This is a genomic window from Austwickia chelonae NBRC 105200 (assembly GCF_000298175.1).
Taxonomy (GTDB): Bacteria; Actinomycetota; Actinomycetes; order Actinomycetales; family Dermatophilaceae; genus Austwickia; species Austwickia chelonae.
Genome location: NZ_BAGZ01000021.1, coordinates 22,833 through 39,214 on the forward strand (window position 1 = coordinate 22,833; position 16,382 = coordinate 39,214).

The 16,382-nt window shown below is 66.0% G+C and carries 15 protein-coding genes and 1 pseudogene; 11 read left to right on the plus strand and 5 right to left on the minus strand.

The genetic code is table 11. From position 1 onward, the window contains the following. The first annotated feature begins 7 nt into the window (after positions 1-7). From AUCHE_RS13870 to AUCHE_RS13880, 3 genes are all read left to right on the plus strand, one after another. Positions 8-442, plus strand: coding sequence for a BlaI/MecI/CopY family transcriptional regulator (locus AUCHE_RS13870; RefSeq protein WP_052024938.1), 435 nt, complete (start codon positions 8-10; stop codon positions 440-442). After that, complete coding sequence (locus AUCHE_RS13875) at positions 439-1,344, plus strand: M56 family metallopeptidase (RefSeq protein ID WP_006503953.1); 906 nt, start codon at positions 439-441, stop codon at positions 1,342-1,344. Before AUCHE_RS13870 ends, AUCHE_RS13875 begins: the two co-directional genes overlap by 4 nt. Before the next feature lie 216 nt (positions 1,345-1,560). Next, complete coding sequence (locus AUCHE_RS13880) at positions 1,561-1,896, plus strand: peptidoglycan-binding domain-containing protein (RefSeq protein WP_006503954.1); 336 nt, start codon at positions 1,561-1,563, stop codon at positions 1,894-1,896. Positions 1,897-1,979: 83 nt separating this feature from the next. On the opposite strand, the gene AUCHE_RS13885 is transcribed toward AUCHE_RS13880, so the two are convergent. After that, entirely contained in the window at positions 1,980-2,459 is a 480-nt protein-coding gene (locus tag AUCHE_RS13885; RefSeq protein ID WP_006503955.1) for an antitoxin, read from the minus strand. Between the two features lie 307 nt (positions 2,460-2,766). On the opposite strand from AUCHE_RS13885, the gene metB reads away from it, so the two are divergent. Next, the gene (gene metB / locus AUCHE_RS13890; protein ID WP_040322700.1) at positions 2,767-3,942 is read left to right on the plus strand and encodes a cystathionine gamma-synthase; all 1,176 of its coding nucleotides are present in this window, start codon (positions 2,767-2,769) and stop codon (positions 3,940-3,942) included. Positions 3,943-3,976: 34 nt separating this feature from the next. On the opposite strand, the gene AUCHE_RS17930 is transcribed toward metB, so the two are convergent. The 3 genes from AUCHE_RS17930 to AUCHE_RS13900 all read right to left on the minus strand — a co-directional run bounded on the left by AUCHE_RS17930 (position 3,977) and on the right by AUCHE_RS13900 (position 4,985). Then, positions 3,977-4,213, minus strand: a complete 237-nt coding sequence (locus tag AUCHE_RS17930) for a DUF4113 domain-containing protein (protein WP_081578257.1) — start codon at positions 4,211-4,213, stop codon at positions 3,977-3,979. A gap of 173 nt (positions 4,214-4,386) precedes the next feature. After that, positions 4,387-4,716 (minus strand): type II toxin-antitoxin system PemK/MazF family toxin, encoded by a 330-nt coding sequence (locus tag AUCHE_RS13895; protein ID WP_006503957.1) that lies wholly within the window; start codon positions 4,714-4,716, stop codon positions 4,387-4,389. After that, on the minus strand, positions 4,716-4,985 hold the full coding sequence (locus AUCHE_RS13900) for a hypothetical protein (RefSeq protein WP_074788530.1): 270 nt from the start codon (positions 4,983-4,985) through the stop codon (positions 4,716-4,718). Before AUCHE_RS13900 ends, AUCHE_RS13895 begins: the two co-directional genes overlap by 1 nt. Positions 4,986-5,123: 138 nt before the next feature. Here AUCHE_RS13900 and AUCHE_RS17935 point away from each other — a divergent pair. The 3 genes and pseudogenes from AUCHE_RS17935 to AUCHE_RS13910 form a co-directional block, all read left to right on the plus strand. Then, a pseudogene (locus tag AUCHE_RS17935) lies at positions 5,124-5,304 on the plus strand (IS630 family transposase); the annotation flags it as partial. 1,523 nt (positions 5,305-6,827) lie between these two features. Next, positions 6,828-7,850 carry an alpha/beta hydrolase family protein gene (locus AUCHE_RS13905; protein WP_006503959.1) on the plus strand — a complete coding sequence of 341 codons (1,023 nt, stop codon included), beginning with the start codon at positions 6,828-6,830 and terminating at the stop codon, positions 7,848-7,850. Positions 7,851-8,031: 181 nt separating this feature from the next. Further along, on the plus strand, positions 8,032-8,907 hold the full coding sequence (locus tag AUCHE_RS13910; protein ID WP_006503960.1) for a hypothetical protein: 876 nt from the start codon (positions 8,032-8,034) through the stop codon (positions 8,905-8,907). 69 nt (positions 8,908-8,976) lie between these two features. On the opposite strand, the gene AUCHE_RS13915 is transcribed toward AUCHE_RS13910, so the two are convergent. Next, positions 8,977-11,544 (minus strand): non-ribosomal peptide synthetase, encoded by a 2,568-nt coding sequence (locus AUCHE_RS13915; RefSeq protein WP_006503961.1) that lies wholly within the window; start codon positions 11,542-11,544, stop codon positions 8,977-8,979. A gap of 205 nt (positions 11,545-11,749) precedes the next feature. Between AUCHE_RS13915 and AUCHE_RS13920 the strand changes: the two genes are divergently transcribed. The 4 genes from AUCHE_RS13920 (at position 11,750) to kdpB (ending at position 16,380) form a co-directional block, all read left to right on the plus strand. Then, positions 11,750-12,508, plus strand: coding sequence for a DUF4118 domain-containing protein (locus AUCHE_RS13920; RefSeq protein WP_006503962.1), 759 nt, complete (start codon positions 11,750-11,752; stop codon positions 12,506-12,508). Positions 12,509-12,581: 73 nt separating this feature from the next. Continuing rightward, positions 12,582-12,668 carry a K(+)-transporting ATPase subunit F gene (kdpF, locus tag AUCHE_RS17940; protein WP_074788531.1) on the plus strand — a complete coding sequence of 29 codons (87 nt, stop codon included), beginning with the start codon at positions 12,582-12,584 and terminating at the stop codon, positions 12,666-12,668. Next, entirely contained in the window at positions 12,668-14,317 is a 1,650-nt protein-coding gene (kdpA, locus tag AUCHE_RS13925) for a potassium-transporting ATPase subunit KdpA (protein ID WP_006503963.1), read from the plus strand. Before kdpF ends, kdpA begins: the two co-directional genes overlap by 1 nt. Then, positions 14,314-16,380 (plus strand): potassium-transporting ATPase subunit KdpB, encoded by a 2,067-nt coding sequence (gene kdpB, locus AUCHE_RS13930; RefSeq protein ID WP_006503964.1) that lies wholly within the window; start codon positions 14,314-14,316, stop codon positions 16,378-16,380. Before kdpA ends, kdpB begins: the two co-directional genes overlap by 4 nt. The last annotated feature ends 2 nt before the right edge of the window (positions 16,381-16,382 follow it).

The following is a 16,382-nucleotide window of genomic DNA, read 5'->3' on the forward strand; positions in this document are numbered from 1 at the left end:
CCTGAAGATGCCGCGTCAACGTCCTGAAGGGGCCACCGGACTGAACGCTCATTTCGGTGAACGCGAATTCGACGTGATGGATGTGCTCTGGTCGGCCACCGACCGTCTGGACGTCGGTGAAGTGTGCGAACGACTTGACGGGAAGATCGCGTACGCGACGGTGAAGACGATCATGGAACGTCTGGTGATCAAGGGGCATCTGTGTCGGGAGAAAACGCAGCGGAGATATCTCTACTGGCCGTCCCGCACCAAGGAAGAGACCGAGAGCGAACACGCCGCTGCCGACGTCCGTGACCTGATGGACGGTTTCGGCCACTTGGCCGTGGTCAGTTTCGTGGACGCCATTCGCAGCGACGAGGAAACACTCGACCACGTGCGTCGGCTCCTCGCGCAGGTCGAGGACCGCGGCGACGAGAGCACACCGAGGAAGAGCGCAACTTGACGGGTCTCGAGTGGATCGGATACCCGCAGATCGTCCTCGCTTTGTGGTGCCCGTTGCTGGCCTTCGCCGTCGGCAACCTTCTCCTGAGACGACGGATGCCTCCCCGAGCACGGTTCGTCATCGGCGTCTGCGCAGCTTCGACGCCGGCGGCGGCGCTGTGCGTCCCCTATCTCCCCGGGTTGCCGTTCTTGGGTGATCTTCCTTGGCGGGCGCCGCTCGTCTGGGGGATCAGCAGCCCGTCCATCGCCTATTCCGGCGTGGCGCTCTTCCTGTTGGACATGGCCACTCTGTTTCTGCTCGCCGGGCCTTGTATCGGCATGGCCGTCCAGGCCGTCCGGGTGTGCCGCAGTCATCGCAAGCTCGTCGCGCTGCCCGGTTACCAGGTCGACGGGCTCCGGGTCGTGACCGGTCGGTCTCAGGGCAGGACGGCCTGTACTTCCGGGTTGTTCCGGCCGGTGATCCATGTGGGTGAAGGAATTCACCGTTCTTCGCAGGCATCGGCCGTCATCGCTCATGAACGTGCCCACGCTCGGGCCCGTCATCTTCTGTGGATCAGCCTGGCCGAGGGGTTGACGATGGCGTGGGTGTGGATGCCCGGGCGACGTCGGTTGATCACTCACATCCGTCTTGCGGCCGAGCTGTGGGCTGATGAGGAAGCCCGTTGTCGGGTCGGCGACCGGGAGCTGGCCCAGGCGTTGCTCGCCCAGCTCGGCGGGAGTCTCTCCGACCCTGTCGTCCCGGGGCGACGCCCTACATCATCGGCGGTCGGTTTCTCTACTGCGGACATGCTGTTGGTCAGGGCGGAAGCTCTCACCTGCCCCCCGGTGCAGTGGTCACGGCGGACGACATCCTCCGTCGTGGCGATGGCAGCGGCCGCAGGGTTGCTCGTCGTTCTGTTGTGACCGCACTTCTTATGGCGTGAATATCTGGAGTCGAAGAATAGTGACAGGTATATCCGTCATGCCGTCATGCAGGGATCGAGAGAAATGCGCGTGTCGCGCTTGAACGGTGCCGCGAAGAACGCTGGTATGAAAAAGTCTCCACTCGGATACGAGCCTGTTTTCCCTTCGAAAGAAATGAGTGCAGGCTGCCCCCTATGACACGAGAGGACACTTTCGATGATGGTGAAGAAAGCCAGTATGGCGCTGGCAACAGCCCTGATGGCAGCAGGTTCCTTCGTGGCGATCGCCCCGGCTGCTCAGGCCGGTCCGTGGCCCAATTCTCGTTGCAATTACACAGTTGAGACGCCTGTGCTGAGCCGTGGCTCCACAGGTGCAGCGGTGCGTCAGCTCCAATGCATGCTCAACCAGCTCGGATACAAATTGGATGTCGACGGGAGCTTCGGGCCCGCAACCCATAGGGCGGTCATCCATTTCCAAGGAAGATACGGCCTCGAAGTCGACGGTTATTTCGGCCCGGCCAGCTGGACCAAGATCTACCAACTCGTCCCCTGAAAACCGCCACGGTGCAGGTGCGCTCCACGACCGGGCGCACCTGCACCAGCCCGGAACCGCCCGGAACCAACTCGGAAACCAGATCAGCGCGGTGAACCCGGGTCGTACGGCGGAATCGGCGCCGAATACGGCCGACCCGAACCACCAGACTCGCCACCGGCCGCGCCGGGGCCAGACTCAGCCCGCGGCCAACCCGTCGGATACTCCGACCCACGAGGACGATCCTGCACCTGATCGTCCTTCCACACCGCCGTACCCGCAGGCCCGATGATCACCGGACCCTGCGGCGACTCACCCGGACGAGGCGGCACCCGCGTCGACTTCTGCTTCGCCACGAAATCGACGCCCTTCGTCGCCGCCCGACGAGCCTTGGTGATCTTCGCGGTGTACTTGCCCTCGGTGCGGGCATCGACGAAACGACCCGCCCGGTCGAGCGCAGCCTCGATCGTTTCCCGATTCGCGTCCGTCATCTCACCGGCGCTCCGACGGGCCTGCGCCGTCGCATGAGCCGTCTCACCGACCAACTTGCGTGCCTTACGCGAGAAATCCTTCGCAAACGGCATCTCGTCCTCCTCGCCTCTTCGACAGCCACCGCCCCGGGCGACCGGGCCTCACCCTCGACACCAGGCGATCCTGGCGCGCCGCGACAGTCTTCCTGCCCGAGCACTACCCGGCCGGGATGCCTTCACACCTCGCCGGACACCCCACCGCATGACACCGAGAGATCCCGCACCGACGCGACAAGAGCCGCACCAGCGCAGACGCGCCCCCAGGAAGGCCGGACCACAAACCAGGAATACGACCGACCCCGAAGGATGTTCGATATCGAAAGAACTTCGCGATGCCGTGGAGACGACCGAAAGGCACCCCGTGACCGACCGACACCCGCACACCCGCGCCGTACGCGCCGGCCTCGAGAGCGACACCACCCACGGGGCCGTCGTCCCACCCGTCTACCTCTCCAGCAACTACACCTTCGCCGGATTCGGTGAACCCCGCCGCTACGACTACACCCGCAGCGGCAACCCCACCCGCGGCGTCCTCGGCGGGGCGCTCGCCGACCTCGAAGGTGGCGCCGACGGCGTCGTCACCGCCACCGGCATGGGCGCGGTCACCGTCGTCGTCACCGCGCTGCTCGCCCCCGGTCAGCGGGTCCTCGCACCCCACGACTGTTACGGCGGCACCTGGCGGCTCTTCGACTCCCTCGCCGGGAAAGGCCATTTCACCGTCACCTACGTCGACTACACCGACCCGGAGGCCGTCGCCCGCGAACTGTCCGCCGACGCACCCGGGGGAGCGCCGAGCGTCGTCTGGATCGAAACACCGTCGAACCCGCTGCTGCGGATCACCGACATCGTCGACATCGCCGACCGGGCGCATGTGCTGGGGGCGACCGTCGTCGCCGACAACACCTTCTGCTCCCCGTTGTGGCAGCAGCCCCTCGCCCTGGGCGCGGACATCGTCGTGCACTCCACGACCAAGTACCTCAACGGGCACAGCGACGTCGTCGGCGGGGCCATCGTCGCCGCGACCGCCGAACTCGCCGAGCAGATGGCCTGGTGGGCGAATGTCCTGGGCGTCACCGGAAGCCCGTTCGACAGCTATCTGACCTTGCGCGGGTTGCGCACTCTGCACACCCGGATGCGCGCCCACGAAGAAGGTGCCGCGGCGGTCGTCGACGTGCTCACTTCGCATCCGGCCGTACGGCGTGTCCACTACCCGGGGATCCCGAGTCATCCCGGTCACGAGATCGCCGCCCGACAGCAGCGCAGCTTCGGGGCGATGATCTCTTTCGAACTGGCCGACGAAGCCGCCGTACGTCGTTTTCTCGACGGGCTGACCTGCCTTTCTCTGGCTGAGTCCCTCGGCGGGGTCGAGTCGTTGGTGGCCCACCCGGCGACGATGACGCACGCCTCGATGACCGCGGAGGCGCAGGCTACCGCCGGGATCAGCGGTGGGCTGCTGCGCCTGTCCATCGGTGTGGAGGCTCCGGAGGATCTCACCGCGGATATCCGCGCCGGCCTCGACCGGGCTGTGGCGCAGTGAGTCGCCGCACGCGCTGAGATCTTGGGGCTCTGGGTTATGGCCTGGCGGTGAGTAGTTCGTCCCAGTGGGTGGTGGCTGCCGGTGAGAGGTGGTCTCGGCGCATCTGCCAGGGGGCGTCTGTGCGGAGCCCGGCCGTGCCGTAGCCGATGGCTGTGGTGCCGTAGCGGGCGGTGATCGCGTCCAGGGCTCTGCCCAGGCGGGGGTCGGCGGTGGTCCCCCACAGTGTGGCGGCGTGGATCAGGTCGAGGGGCTGGTTGGTCGGTGGGCCCAGCGCACTGGTCCGGACTGTGGTCTGTGCGTTGTTGACCGACTCAGGCTGCCGTCGGCGGCCGGGTGCCCATCAGCAGGTCATCGCTCGGTCCTCAATACCTACTGAGGACCGAGCTCGACGGAAAACCAGTGCAGGCGTGCCTCTTCTGCTTCGAAGGCGTGCCAGGCAGGCGACTAGGGGAGGGCTAAGGCGGCTTTCAGCCCTGCCTCGACGTCTCGCATGAGGTCAGGTGAGACCGCGCCCGAGTCCTTCAGCACCTCGTCTTCATAGATTTCCACGATGTCGTCACAGACAAATACCCCCTCGAGTCCGGAAGCGCGCCCTTTGATGCTCACGATGGTGGGCAAAGGTGGCTTGGGGGAGGACGTCATGCGTACAGCGAGCACGGAGTCGAGGTTGCGGTTGCGGCGGTTGTTCGACACCACCAAGTAGTACTTGGGATCTAGGCCGCCCAACTTGGCGAGGTAGATCTGTCCTCGGTGCAGGGGCCAAGGAGTCTTCATCAGTCTTCGTCCGCCCAGCTGGGTCGGCGCCGGCGGCTCGTCGCTTGGCGTCGCTCTCGGCTAGCTACTCGCTCTTGGGCGATCTGAGCGTATCCTCGTTCGGAGAGCTCATCCTGCATGAGTTGTAGGCCTCGACGGGTCGCTTCGGCCAGGACCGCTGCCTCAGACTGCTTCTGGTACTGCGGGGCAGAGCGTATGAGTTCCAGGTCGCGCAGGTCGGTGGAAGACAGCGGCAGACTCTTGCGGACCTTCATCAACTTGTTGGCCATTGCTCCATAGTGCATCAAATACCTGCTGCACGTAAATGCAGCAGGTATTTGAATCATATAAGTGCATCATGCGTAGTGCTTCAGCTGACCGATCGCCCACGGCAGGTAGCGATTCCGCCAGAGCTGCGGGGCTCCGGCGAACGCTCGTTCGCCGAGCTGACTCGCCGCAAACTACGGCGCTCGACCCACCGGCCCGTCACCGAACTCGAACGCGACATCGTCACCTGGACCCAGGAATGGAACAAGAACCCCACGACCGTTCGTGTGGACCAAGATCGCCGACCAGATCCTCGACACCCTCAGCGGATACTGCAAATGAATCAACGACACTAGGGCGCTATGACCCTGCCTGGCACGATGGGATCTCTGGGAATTTCATACCTCGGACATGCTGATCGGAGCTGCTCTCATCGGTGTGTCCAGCGCCATGATCTACCCCGGACTTCTCACATAAGTCGTGGCCTTGTCGGGAAGCCTTCGGGCCAAGGCTGCTGCTTCTTTGGAGTCGTTCACCGTTCTCGGCTACGGAAGTAGAAGCCTGACGATTCGGCAGGAGCGAGGTCGACTGTTGCAGCAGCAGCGACAGCCAAGAGAGCTTGGCCATGACATTTCCTGCTTTCCTCATGTTGAACGACTTCGGGTTCACGGCTCAGCAATACGGAATTGCACTCGGGGTGCCAGCATTGGGGGGGATTGGTCGGATCGATCATTTCTGCACGCTGGGGTACTGCGACGAATGAAGCAGGATTACAGAAGAGCTGTGCGTTCCTCAAGGGGACTTCTGATAACCAGATCTGCATCCAATCTCGCCTACGGCTGAGAACTGATGTTTTGTGGTCCACTCGCCGGTGACGGTGCAGAATGTGGCCTTCGAAGTTGAGGCGCGGTTACTGCGGGTGCTGGCGGGGGCGTCAACGAAGGCGTAGGCCGTGGTGTCTCTGTAGGTGGGTAAGGCATCTGCTGAGGAGGTGGGAGACGTTGTAGTGGTGGCGTACGGGCTGGTCTGGTCACCGAAGGCGGACCGTAGCCAGGCGGCGGAGCATCTCGACACCCATAGACACGCAGTCCACCGTTCGGGCAAGCCATCATGCGCGACAGCTCCTCATCGGTGAACTCAGGTTCGGCGCTGGCCGAGTCTGAAGGCTTCGACAGGCTGTCGCCACGTCTTGTCTCCCTGCCCTCCAGATCAGTTCCAGTGACCAAGGTGGCGGTTTCGGTTGCGCTTGGTGATGGCAGCGATGTGGTGGGGTCAGCAGTCACCGTGATGACTGTGGTGGGGGCTTGCTGGGCGGTGGAGCATCCAGTGAGGAGAGCTGCGGCTGTCAGCGCGATCAGCATCGTCCCCGGGCGAGAGAAGACATGCACGAATCGCACATTACTCTCGAGTACGACGTGAGCCTCTCAATGTCTCTCTGTAAGGCCAATCAGGTGTGGTTCTAGATTAACCATTGCCCCTAGGAGAAGTTGAACGTTAGCGGCATCTGAACTGTTCACGTACTGTTTCGGGGCTGTTGAGCCTAGCCAAGCCGCCATTTCGAGGGTTGCGACCTTGGATCGGCGGGCTGAGAAATATGGGCCGGTAAACACCGCGGCTGGTCGAAGTTCGTCAGGCAGCCTCGACTGCTCATCCCAGGCGGGGCCGCCCGACGGGTCTATTCTCAGGGCATGAAGAGCGCATGCGGTCGAATTTCCTTGCGTTTCAAAGTTTTAGTGGCGACATCAGTGATTCTGGTGGCTGGCCCCTCGTCCCTGGCGGCCGCTGTCTCCCCGTCGCCGACCGGCCCGTCGCCAGTCCCCGCCGTGACCGGAACGGCGCCGTCGACTTCCACCCCGGGACGGGCGGTGACCGCACCCGCCGAATCCCGCCACATGCCTCGCGTCCCGCGCGGCTGGATCGAGGAGGAGATCACCTTCGCCAGCGCGAGCGGCACCGTCTACGCCACCTGGCTGCACCCCCTCGACACAGGGACACCCCGCCCCGCCGCGCTGCTCATCGCCGGCAGCGGACCCACCGACCGCAATGGCGACAGCGTCGACGGCAAAGGAAATGTTCTCCGGCTCGGCTCGCTCCAAGCCGTCGCCCGCACCTACGCCGCACACGGCATGCCCAGCCTGCGCTACGACAAACTCGGCAGCGGAAAAACCGGCCTCGGCACCGTCGGGCAGCAACAACCGAAGTTCGAGATGTTCCGTGACCAGTCCGAACGAGCCCTCGCCACCCTCGCCGGCCGGCCCGGCGTCGACCGGACGCGCCTGATCGTCGTTGGACACAGCGAAGGAGGCCTCCACGCCCAACTCCTGGCCCTGGGAAGGAAACCCGGGCTGCCGACAGTGCGCGGGATCAACCTGCTCACCCCGCTGCCGACGCGTTTTCTCGACATCCTCGTCGACCAGCTGACCAACCGCTTCCAAGCCGCGGTCGCCGCCGGACAGATCACCCCTGAACAAGGCCGGGAGCTGACCCGCCAAGTGACCTCGGCGATGAAAGCCATCCGCGAGGGGAAACCGCTGCCCACCCTGGACGAACACCTCACAGGGATCTTCTTCCCGCAGATCGTGCCCTACCTGCGGCAGATCGACAGCTTCGACCCGGTGACCCTCGCCGGACAGACCCGAGCCGACCTCCACGTGCTCCTCGCCTGCGGAGACGTCGACGTCCAGGTCGGATGCCCCGACGTCCACCGCCTCGCGGACGGCTTCACCGGGCTGTACCGAGCGCCCCGCTTCGTCACACTCACCGGAGTGAACCACGTCCTGAAGGAAGACCCCACCGGGTGGGCCTATCTGCAGGACCTGCCCTACTCGGCCCGACTCGGACAAGAGATCGGCCGATTCGCTGCCGCACTACGGGCACCGACACCGTAGAACTCCGGGAGTCGAACGGCCCCCGTCCGGGAACAAGAACACCTTCGGTAGGGAAAGCCTGAAATGTCGGCACCCGATCGCACCCTTCACCGACAATTTCTGCAGAATATATTCAAGTTCTGCACAGTGCGACTGTATAGATTCTCACCACATCTCCCGGTCGCTGCAGACAGGAAAAAACGTGAAAATTCGGACAGCCTGCAAGAGGGTCCTCACACTCGCCGCAGTGGGCGCCCTGGCCGTCTCGCTCACACCCGCCGCCCACGCCACCTCAGGAAGCGGGTTCGAAGGGCATTTCACCGGCAACGGTTCGATGAGCAGGGGAGAGATCAGGAAACACGTCCAGGTCAACGCCAAGAAATACGGATCACGTGAATTCGGCGTCCTGGCACTGGCCTTCGACAAAGAATTCCTCGCGAAAGCCGGCGCGGCCCAGCAGGAAGTCTTCACCCGGAAATGCCTCGACAACGAAGCCTGCGCCTCGGTGCTCGGACACCCCTCCCTGCCCATCAAGGACGACGCCGTCAAGAAGTTCCACACCGCAGCCACCAACTTCTGCGCCAAGAAGGTCAACAGCCCCACCCCCGAGGTCACCTTCAAGAAATACGCCTTCAAAGAGACCGGCACCGGCTTCGTCAGCGAGAAAACCGGCCCCACCCAGAGCAACACCACCGGCCAGGACCGCTCCCTCGAACTGAAGAACCCCGAGACCTACACCAAGAACAACACCGTCGGATGGGGCATCGAGGCCAAGGACGTCGACAAGAACGACAAAGTGAAAAAAGCCCTCCCCAAGACCTTCACCCAGAGCATCGGCAGCAACGTCGAAGTCACCCGCACCATCACCGCAAAACCAGGCGAGAACTACCGCCTCGACAAGGGACACCAAGAAGTCAAAGGCATCGCCTCCGCGACCTTCCAGAGCGGCACCCACCGGTTGTGCAACAACCTGAAAGCCGAGGACAACGAATTCTCCTACGGGCACTCCACCACCGAGAAAGTCCACCAGGTCGACGCCTCCGGCAAGATCCTCCGCGAAATCACCCCGACCCGCTGAACCCACGTCGGCGGCAGTACACCCACTGCCGCCGACCACACCCGACGCGCCCCGGCACGAAGCCCGCCGTCACTCCGTCAAGAACTCCCGCACATGATCGGCAACCTCGTCCACCCACGGCGAGCGCAACATCGTCACGTGGTCGCCGGACACCGTCACCGAACGCCACCTGCCGGTCAGGAACGGATCCCACACCGACCGCATCGTCCGCTCCGGAGTGTCCGCCAGCACCACCAAGGTCTTTCCCGGCCACGGCCGGCCGTGGTAGTACGGCGCGATCATGTTCGCGTGATCGAACAGTCGCCACGCCATGCTGCCATTGCTGCTGGTCGCCGCCAGCGCCACCGTCCCACCCAGGAATTTCGCCTGCTCGATGAGTGAACGTTTCGGCGGCGGCGGCATGTACGCCGCATCCGGGGGGAAGGAATCCAGGATCACCAGGTGGCTCACCCGGTCGCCCGAGGCCACCAACTGGTGCGCCATCTCCACCGCGACCACCCCGCCGAACGAATGGCCTGCCAGGATGTACGGGCCGTGCGGTTGAATCCGGCGGATCTGCGCGATCCGGCGTTTCGCCATCTTGCGGATCGACCATTCCGGCAGGCCGCGGCCCTCGACCAGAGGCGACTGCAAAGCATAGGACGGCTGATCCGGGCCTAAGCGGTTCGCCAACGCCAGGAAACCGACACCCAGACCGCCGGCCCCGGTCACCAGGAACACCGGTGGGCGACTCCCGTTGCTCTGCAAAGGCAGTGACCAACGACGTTTGTCTTTCGGGCCGTCCTCCAGGAGCCGGGCAGCGAACACGCGCAGCGTCGGTGTCTCCGCCAACATCCGGGTCTCCGCGCGCGCCGGGGAAACTCCCACGTCGTTGATCAGCCGGGTCATCAGCTCCTCGGCGCTCAGCGAATCGCCGCCCAGGGCGAAGAAATCGGAGTAGCCCCGCAGTGTCGTCTTGTCGAGGCACAGGACGTGTGCCCAGTGTTCGGCGATCAGGCATTCCCACCCGGTTTTGAGGTGTTCGCTGTCGTCGTCATCGGCGGGGACCGGTTCGGGCAGGGCCTTCCGGTCGATCTTTCCTCGTTCGGTGCGCGGCAATTCGTCCAGGAGGACGATGATCTCCGGGACCATGTGCGCCGGGAGGCGTCCTCGCAGTGAACTGCGCACCGCAGCTTCGCCGGTGTCGGTGCCTGATTCCAGCACGACGTAGGCCAGTAGCCGGGTTGCCTGGTCGTGCGGGCGGATCCCGCTGACGACTACGGCTTCGCGTACTCCGGGGATCTGGAAGAGTGCGGCGTCGATCTCTCCGGGGTCGACCAGATAGCCGCGGATCTTCACGCTGTGGTCGGCGCGGCCCACGATCATGTGGTTGCCGTCCGGCAGCAGGCGTCCTTGGTCGCTGGTGAGATAGGTGTGCCAGCCGTCCTCGGTGCGGCCGAAGGAGGCCTCGGTCTGCTCCGGGAGCCCCCAGTAACCCAAGGAGAAACACGGTGCGCTCACCCGGACCCGTCCGACCTCGCCCTCGGGGACCGGGACTCCCTCGGCGTCGACGATCTCCACGACGGTGCGGCCTACGCCTTTCCCTGCGGGCAGCTGGCCGTCCACCGTTGCCGGGTCGACCACGTACTCGGTGAGCAGCCCGGTCTCCGAACAGCCGTACCGGTTGCGGATCGTGCATCCCGGCGGGAGGAAAGCCGTCGCCGGGAGGACGTCTCGGGCGTGGGCGGGTTCACCGGCGATCGTCAGGTGGCGCAGGCCGGACAACAGGTCGGGGCGGGGGGTCGACGCGGTGAAGCCGCGCAGGATCGCCGGGGACGCGATCATCAACGTGCAGCCTTGTTTGTCGATGAAGGCGGCGAGCTGGCCGATCCCGGTGGTGCGGGTGTCGTACAGGTGCATCGTCACGCCCACCAGCAGGCCGTGCACGGTCGCGGTCAACCCGGCGTGGAAGGCGATCGGCAGGGTGTGCGCGAAGACGTCGGTGTCGCCATAACAGCCCGCCGAGATGCTGGAGTTCCACGCGTCGCGGATCAACATCTCGTGCGGATTCGCCACTGCTTTCGGTTCGCCGGTCGACCCGGAGGTGAAAGCCACCACGGCGACATCGCGGGCGTTCGGGGGGTTCTCCCACAACCGGTCCACGCCGGTGGCGTCGCCATGAGTGGCATCGCCCTCGGGGACGACCACGCGGATGCCCAATTCGCCGGCGAGGAACTGCTGGCTCGGTGCGGTCAACACGATCCGCGCGCCGACTCGTCGCACCAGACGCCGGGAGCGGTCGGCCGGGGTCCGGGGATCCAACACCAGCACCGGATGTCCTGAGGCCAGGACCGCGACCAGCGCGGCGACCGCGTCGACCTCGTGGTCGAACAGCAGCGCCACCGGCTCGTACGCCCCGAACTCGGCTTCTCCGAAACGGCGGGGCGGCGGGACCAGTTCGGTCAGTTCGTTCTGCAGGTCGGACAGGATCGACGCGGCCCGGGCGGCCAGCGCGCCGTAGGTCAACGAATGCTTCGGGTCGGTGACAGCGATCTTCGAGGGTTGCTCGGTCATGACATCGCGTAGACGGGGGATGATCCCCGCTGGGATGTCCTCCTCCTGCAGAGCGCGGCAGCGTTGCTTGTCGGCACCGATCATCACGGCAGGCCCCCTCGAGACTTCGTGGACAGTTCGCCTGGAGTCTAGGAGCACCCCTGTCAACCATCGACAGCGCGGTCGAAATCATCTATCCGGTAAAGGATTTCCGCTACTCAGCGGGGGTCTGCGTCAAGGAGGCGTCAAGACCCGTCAGCTCCACGTCAGGAAAAGACCACCCCCGGGCGCACCGCCTTTCGATGGAGACATGACCCCCACCCACGCCGTAGGGAGAGACGCCCTGACCGAGGCCCTGCACCACCCCCGGGTACGACGCGCCCTCGCCGCACTGGCCCCCCTGCTCCTCGCCGCCGCACTCGTCCCCACCCGGGAGAACACCGACCCAGCCATCACCGTCCTCCTCTTCACCCTCATTGTGGTGGCCTTCGCCGCCACCGGCGACCGCGCGGCCGGGCTGCTCAGCGCCCTGTCCTGCGCCGCCTGGATGGACTTCTTCCTCATCCCGCCCTATCTGACCTTCCGGATCGCCCGCACCGACGACATCCTCCTCGCGCTGCTCCTCGCCGCCGTCGGACTCGCCGTCACCGAACTCGCCCTCCGCGGAAGAAAACAGGCATCCGTCGCCGCCCGCCGCGCAGGCTATGTCGACGGCGTCCTCGAAGTCCTCCGGACCGACCCCGACAGCGACTCCGGCAACGACCGCAGACAAGCGATCTGCCAGGAGATCACCCGCGTCCTCGGCATCGACTCCTGCACCTGCTCACCCGGAGCGCCACCCGGCGGATGGCCCACCCTCACCGACACCGGCCGACTCGACCACCTCGGCTACCTCAGCGACCCCACCGTCGACGGACTCCCCACCACCACCATCACCGTGATCCCCGTCAGCCGCGGACACGAGATCGTGGCCCACTTCCGACTCACCGCGGCCACCCGGGTCGTCCACCCCAGCGACGACCAGCTGAAAGTGGCCTTCCTCCTCGCCGAACAAGCCGCCACCGGCTGAGCGGACGACCCACCGAACAGCCGGGCGCACCCGCCTCCGGCCACCACCCCGCACCGAGGAGAACCCGCCCCCGATGTTCGAGAACGTCCTCGCAGCCCTCCTGGCCCTCGGCCTCCTGGGCTACCTGACCTACGCGCTGACCCACCCCGAGAAGTTCTGATGGACGACACCACCGCAGCCGTCGCCACCCTCGCCGTCGTCGCCGCGACCCTCGCCGCGACCCACCTGCCCCTCGGCGCACACCTGGCGCACACCTTCACCACCGACCGCCACCTCCGCGGAGAAAAAACCCTCTACCGGATCTGCCGGATCGACCCCGACAGCGAACAACACTGGCGCACCTACGCCGCCTCGCTCATCGCCTTCAGCCTCGTCGGCATCCTCGCCCTGTGGACACTGCTCCTCGTCCAGACCCACCTGCCCCTGACCGCCGGACGAACCGGCATGAACGTCGACACCGCCCTCAACACCGCCGTCTCCTTCGCCACCAACACCAACTGGCAGAGCTACAGCGGCGAGGAAAGCGCCACCCACCTGGCCCAGATGCTCGGCCTCACCGTGCAGAACTTCGTCAGCGCCGCCGTCGGACTCGCCGTGGCCGTCGCCCTCACCCGCGGCCTCGCCCGGCACGACACCGACCGCATCGGCAACTTCTGGGTCGACCTCACCCGCGGGATCACCCGGGTACTGCTGCCCCTCGCCGCCGTCGGCGCACTCCTGCTCGTCCTCGGCGGAGTCATCCAGAACCTCGCCGGACCCACCGTCGTCGACACCCTCACCGGAGGACGACAGACCATCCAAGGCGGGCCGGTCGCCTCCCAGGAAGCCATCAAACTGCTCGGCACCAACGGCGGCGGATTCTTCAACGCCAACTCCGCCCACCCCTACGAGAACCCCACCGCGCTGACGAACATCCTCCAGATCATCCTGATCCTGCTCGTCCCCTGCGCACTGCCCCGCATGTACGCGCTCATGGTCGGCGACCGACGCCAAGGACGCACCCTCGTCGGCCTCATCGGAACCCTCTTCCTCACCTCCTGGACACTCACCCTCCTGGCCGAACACCGACTCGGCGACACCCTCGGCGGCGCACTGGAAGGCAAGGAGACCCGCTTCGGGATCCCCGGCTCGGTGCTCTTCGCCACCGCCACCACCAGCACCTCCACCGGCGCCGTCAACTCCCTGCACGACTCCTACAGCCCCCTCGGCGGCGGACTCCTCCTCACGAACATGCTGCTCGGCGAGATCAGCCCCGGCGGAGTGGGCACCGGGCTGTACAGCGCGCTGATCCTCGTGGTCATCACCGTCTTCGTCGCCGGACTCATGGTGGGACGCACCCCCGAACTCCTCGGCAAAAGCATCGGCCGCCGCGAAATCACCTGCGCCGCACTGGCCATCCTGATCATGCCGACCCTGGTGCTCGGCGGCACCGGCGCCTCCCTGGCCAATCCCGCCGCCCGCGACGCACTCACCGCCCACGGACCCCACGGACTGACCGAGATGATGTACGCCTACGCCTCGGCCGCCAACAACAACGGCTCCGCCTTCGCCGGGCTCGGCGCCGACACCCCCTGGTTCAACCTCACCCTCGCCGCCTGCATGCTGCTCGGCCGGTTCCTGCCCATCCTGCTCGTCCTGGCCCTCGCCGGCTCCTTCGCCGGCCAACCACACCGTCCCACCACCGACGGCACCTTGCCGACCCACACCCCCCTGCTCACCGGACTGCTCGTCGGGATCGCGTTGATCGTCGCCGGCCTGACCTTCTTCCCCGCCCTCGCCCTGGGCCCGATCGCGGAGGCACTACGGTGACCCGACCCGACAACACACCCGGACTGACCTCCACGATCAGAGCCCAACTGCCCGACGCCATCCGCAAACTCGACCCCCGGCATGTCGTCCGCTCCCCGGTGATCTTCGTCGTCTGGGTCGGCTCGACGCTCACCACGCTGCTGTGCCTGCTCGACCCGGACATCTTCTCCGTCGGCATCACCCTCGGCCTGTGGGCCACCGTCCTCTTCGCCAATCTCGCCGAAGCCGTCGCCGAAGGACGAGGTAAAGCCCAAGCCGCGAGCCTGCGCGCCACCAAGGTCGAGACCACGGCCCGCCGGATCGGCCCCGACGGCCAGGAAGAGGTCGTCCCCGGCACCTCGCTGACCGTCGGCGACCTCGTCGTCGTCGAAGCCGGCGAGGTGATCCCCGGCGACGGCGACGTCGTCGAAGGCGTCGCCACCGTCGACGAATCCGCGATCACCGGCGAATCAGCCCCCGTGATCAGAGAATCCGGGGGAGACCGGTCCGCGGTCACCGGCGGGACGACCGTGCTCTCCGACCGGATCGTCGTCCGGGTGACCACCCGGCCCGGCGAAAGCTTCATCGACCGGATGATCGCCCTCGTCGAAGGCGCGGCCCGACAGAAGACCCCCAACGAGATCGCCCTGTCCATCCTGCTGACGACCCTGACGATCATCTTCCTGCTGGCCGTCGTCGCCATCTCACCGATGGCCGGGTACAGCGGCGCGGCACAACCCGTCCTCATCCTGGTCGCCCTGCTCGTCTGCCTGATCCCCACCACCATCGGCGCGCTGCTCTCGGCCATCGGCATCGCCGGGATGGACCGGCTCGTCCAACGACGCGTACTCGCCCGGTCGGGCCGCGCCGTCGAAGCCGCCGGCGACGTGTCCACCCTGCTGCTCGACAAGACCGGCACCATCACCTTCGGCAACCGGCGCGCCTGCGAGATCGTCCCCGTCGGACAGAGCGGACCCGACGAGGCCCGACGCGCCGCCTACCTGTCCTCGCTGGCCGACCGGACCCCGGAAGGACGCTCCGTCGTCGAACTCATCGACGGAACCGCAGCCGCCCCCGACAGCACCGCCGCCCCTGACAACCCCGCCGGAGAAACCACCCCCGAAGGTGCCCTCTTCATCGAATTCACCGCGCAGACCCGCATGTCCGGGATCGACCTGCCCGACGGCACCCGGATCCGCAAAGGCGCCGGCAGCGCCGTCACCTTCTGGGTCCGCGACCACGGCGGCCACATCCCGGACGACCTCGACGACATCGTCGAACGGATCGCCGCCTCCGGAGGTACCCCACTCGTCGTCGCCGCACAGCACGCCGACACACCAGCCCGGGTCCTGGCCGTCATCCACCTGAAGGACGTCGTCAAACCAGGCATGCGAGAACGATTCGACGAACTGCGCCGCATGGGGATCCGCACCGTCATGGTCACCGGGGACAACCGGCTGACCGCACAGGCCATCGCCGAGGAAGCCGGAGTCGACGACGTCCTCGCCGAAGCCACCCCGGAGGACAAGATGGCCCTCATCCGCCAGGAACAAGCCGGAGGAAGACTCGTGGCCATGACCGGCGACGGCACCAACGACGCACCGGCCCTGGCCCAGGCCGACGTCGGCCTGGCGATGAACACGGGAACCTCCGCCGCGAAAGAAGCCGGGAACATGGTCGACCTCGACTCCGACCCCACGAAACTCATCGAAGTCGTCGGCATCGGCAAACAACTGCTCATCACCCGGGGCGCATTGACGACCTTCTCGATCGCCAACGACGTCGCGAAATACTTCGCGATCATCCCGGCGATGTTCATGTCGGTCTTCCCCGGCCTCGCCGCGCTCAACGTGATGGGGCTGGCCAGCCCCCGGTCGGCGATGCTCTCCGCCGTCGTCTTCAACGCCCTGATCATCGTGGCCCTGATCCCCCTGTCGTTGAAGGGCGTCCCGTACCGCCCGATGCCGGCGGCCGCACTACTGCGCCGCAACCTGCTGATCTTCGGAGTGGGCGGCGTACTCACCCCCTTCCTGGGGATCAAGGTCATCGACCTGCTCGTCTCCCTCCTGCCTGGAATGGTGTGATC